This window comes from Rhizobium sp. P1_E6 (assembly GCF_056405875.1).
Genome location: NZ_JBFUBG010000197.1, coordinates 1 through 3,421 on the forward strand (window position 1 = coordinate 1; position 3,421 = coordinate 3,421).

General features: G+C 58.1%; 4 protein-coding genes. All 4 read right to left on the reverse strand.

Features of this window, described 5'->3' with window-relative positions; translation table 11 throughout:
* A partial coding sequence (locus AC1D35_RS35120; protein WP_477942530.1) for an ATP-binding cassette domain-containing protein occupies window positions 1-183 on the reverse strand: 183 nt, incomplete at its 3' end.
* A 5-nt stretch (window positions 184-188) separates the two neighbouring features.
* Window positions 189-1,262, reverse strand: a complete 1,074-nt coding sequence (locus AC1D35_RS35125) for a sugar ABC transporter substrate-binding protein (protein ID WP_477942532.1) — start codon at window positions 1,260-1,262, stop codon at window positions 189-191.
* 222 nt (window positions 1,263-1,484) lie between these two features.
* The gene (locus AC1D35_RS35130; protein WP_113335201.1) at window positions 1,485-2,687 is read right to left on the reverse strand and encodes an acyl-CoA dehydrogenase family protein; all 1,203 of its coding nucleotides are present in this window, start codon (window positions 2,685-2,687) and stop codon (window positions 1,485-1,487) included.
* 58 nt (window positions 2,688-2,745) lie between these two features.
* Window positions 2,746-3,351: a TetR/AcrR family transcriptional regulator gene (locus tag AC1D35_RS35135; protein ID WP_162747526.1), complete on the reverse strand. Its 606-nt coding sequence runs from the start codon at window positions 3,349-3,351 to the stop codon at window positions 2,746-2,748.
* Window positions 3,352-3,421: the final 70 nt, after the last annotated feature.

Genomic DNA, 3,421 nt, shown 5'->3' on the forward strand with positions numbered 1-3,421 from the left:
GCTTTTGCCGGCACCGTTAGCGCCCATGAGGCCGACTACTTCACCGGCCGAGACATTGAAGCTGACATTGTTGAGCGCGCGGGTCGCGCCGAACTCGACGGTGATACCGTCGAGTTGCAACAAACCAGCGCCGTTCTGCTTGCCAGAAGAGGCAAGGACTGCAGACGTAGCCACCGCTTTCACTCCCCTTAACCCTTGAGGCCGATATCTTCCGGCTTCAACCAATCGGTCAGTTTGAGGAATTCGGGCAGCGATTCCCTGTTGACGACGCGCGACTGAATGCGCATGCCCGGTATCTTCTTGCCGCCCACATCGATGCTGTCGTTGCTCTCAGGCGTTTCGCCCTTGATGAGGGCGTGCGCGGCCTCTGCTGCGACCCGACCCATCTCGATGAGGTCGGTCCAGGCGCTCATGGCCATATCGCCCTTGACGATGGCGCGTGCGCCTTCCGGCCAGACGTCTTCGCCGCAGATCCAGACCTTTCCGTTCAGGCCCTCTTCGGTCAGTGCCTTCAGCGCACCGAGTGCCAGGCCTTCTTCGTTGGCGACAACGGCTTGGATATCGTTGTTGTTGGCCGTCAGAGCGTCTTCCATCTGCTTCAGCGCCGATTCTGGTCGCCAGTTATCGTGCCACTGGTGAGAGACGATCTTGATCTCGCCGGAGTCGATAAAGGGCTGCAGGACGCGAAGGGCGCCCTCGGTCTTCTGACGTGCGACATCGATGCCTTCAGGCCCGCTGACGATCGCCCAATTGCCCTTCTTGGCCTCCTTTAGGGCTTGTTTTGCCTGGAGTTCGCCGACGAGATAATTGTCGCGGCCGGCCCAATAATCGATGGYGGCGGACGGGATCACGTAATTGTAGGAAATGATCGGGATGTTGGAATCGCTCTTGACGCGCTCGACGATCTTCGCCCCGGCTTCAACATTGACGGGGATGATGATGAGCGCCTGGATGCCCTGCGACAGCATGGCGTCAATCTGGGAGTCCTGCGTCGATACATCCTCGTTGGCGCCCTGGATGATATATCGCAGACCGAGCTCGTTTGCCCGCATCTCGAAATAATGGCGGTCATGCGGCCAGCGGAATGCGTCGAAGCTCGGAAAGCTGAATCCGACGAGCGGACCATCTGCCGCGCGGGCAGAAAATGCTGATGAACCCAGGGTTGCAGATGCGGCGCCGTAGGCGGCTGCTGTTTTCATGAAGCCGCGACGCGAGATGCGACCGTCGGCCATCATCTTGGCTAGTGAGAACAAGTCACTCATAAAGTCCTCCGGAGAATATTGTTTGTTGAGAGGCGGCGAACCTTGGCGGTTTTCTTCCCCTATCAATCGTTCCCAATCCGACCGTCGTTGCGATCTGATTTATATAGAACATCCCATCTAAAAAAAATTGTCAAGGACGCGCTACTAAATTAGCGAGGTTTTTGAGCAGAGTTACAGGAGTTTAATTTTTATGCAGCGCACTCAGGACCGAGGATTGCACCGTTAAAGCGAGGGGTTCGTCAACGGCAACCGGAGGCGGGCGCGGCCGTGCTCGGTCGCATTGACTTCCCAATTGATGGCCGTATGGCGGGACGCAACGGCGATATCGCGGTAATAGCTCGCGATCATGTTGGTCGCGTAGGCGCCACGCGCTCCGATCAGATCCCATACGGCCTCTGATGCCCGTCGCGCCAGCTGTCCCGCATAGGCCGAGTTCGAGCGGTAGTTTGATCGCTCGATCGCGGAAAATGCGCAGTCGGCAGCGGCAAGTTCCATGATCTCTCTGCAGTCTGCCCGAAGAAGCATTTCAGCGGCTTGAAGGGAGGCTGACACCTCTCCGACGCGCATCTGGTGCGTCGGAAAACCGACCGTATCCTCGCTGGTTCTCAAGGACTTCCGGTCTCGTGATTGCAACAAAAAGTTCTCAAACATCGCTTCCGTCATGCCAATCAGGCAGGCAGCCGGCAAGATGCCGCTGATCATGAGGAGCGGTGGACGGTAGACGGCGCCGCGGTTGATGGATTTGGCGGGAAAGTCCCCGCCCTTCATGCTTTGAATGGACAGGGTGAGGTGTTCGGGGATGAAAAGGCTTTCGACCTTGACGTCGTGGCTTCCTGAGCCGTGCAGGCCGATCGGGTCCCATGTATCAAGAATGGTCAGGGACGATTTCCGCACGAGAAAATATCGCTCCTCGTCGGGAGCTGCATCCTGCTCCACCATCCCGGAGAGAATGCACCAATCGGAGGGTTCGACGCCGCTGACAAAGGGCCATTGCCCTGTCAGCTCGTAGCCACCTTCAACCTGGCGTGCCTTGCCGAGCCGCGGCACAAGAATGCCGCTGACAAGATTGGTCGGGTCTTCCCAGACTTCCTTTTGCGCCTCGAGGGGCCAGTGGGCGATCATGTAGTTGTGAAACAGGTATTGAGCCAAGCACCACGATGTCGAGGGACAGCCGCTGGCAACCGGGATCAATATATCGACGAGCTGTTCCAGCGAGCCTTCGGCGCCACCGAAACTGGCCGGTTGAAGCAGGCGAGCAACGCCAGAACGACGCAGATCCTGCCGTGTTTCTTCGGGCAAACAGCGATTTTTTTCGGTTTCCTGCGTTCGCTCCCTTAGGACCGGAATGAGATTGCGCGCAGCATTGATGAGAGCCTGACTGTAGACGCGCTGGCCCTTGAAGTCGTCTGGATAGATGATTGTCAAATAGATGCTCCTCGGGGTGACGGTTTAGGCATGCGCTAGCCCCGCCTGCGCCCGCTTTTCATTCCCGGACCCTCAGCACCTTGGCCGTGACCGATGGCGCTTCCTCCAGGGCAACGCCAAGATCCTGCCCCAGAACATCGAGCAACATCCGCCGGCAACGAGCCGGCGGCATGTCTTGCGGATCGGCGACCATGAGCGTGCAAAGCCCAAACGACGTGCTGATAAACGTTGCCGCGATATCTTCAGGGGCGCGTGTCGGGTGAAAGCCGCCTTCCTCGACCCCGGCTTCGATCAGGCGAACGATGATTTCGCCGTAGAGCCGGTGGACCTTCTGCACCTCGGCCTGCAGGACCCTATCGAAGGGCATCCGCCCGAAAAGGCTCAGCCAGAACCGCCATTCGGGGATTCCCGCGGGAGACGGCTGACTGACATAGTCCACAAGCGCGACCATCCGATCTGCCGCATTACTGCGGCGATGTTCGAACTTGCTCAGCGCTTTGACAAACTGCAGCGTCGCATCATTGATCGCATCCAATGTCAGCGCACGCTTGTTACTGAAATAATGGGTAATGACGCCAGACGAAATCCCGGCGACGTCGCTGACCTCCCGGATTGTCAGGTCGCGCCAGCCATTGGTCGATAAAATGTGGATGACGGCATCCATCACTTGTCTTCGACGGATCGCTTCCATCCCGAGTTTCGGCATATTTCTCACCCTTTTCGAACACCTATTC

Bases quoted from the DNA above. Each gene is read 5' to 3' on its own strand.
- AC1D35_RS35135 (WP_162747526.1), bottom strand. From the start codon at position 3,351: ATGGATGCCGTCATCCACATTTTATCGACCAATGGCTGGCGCGACCTG.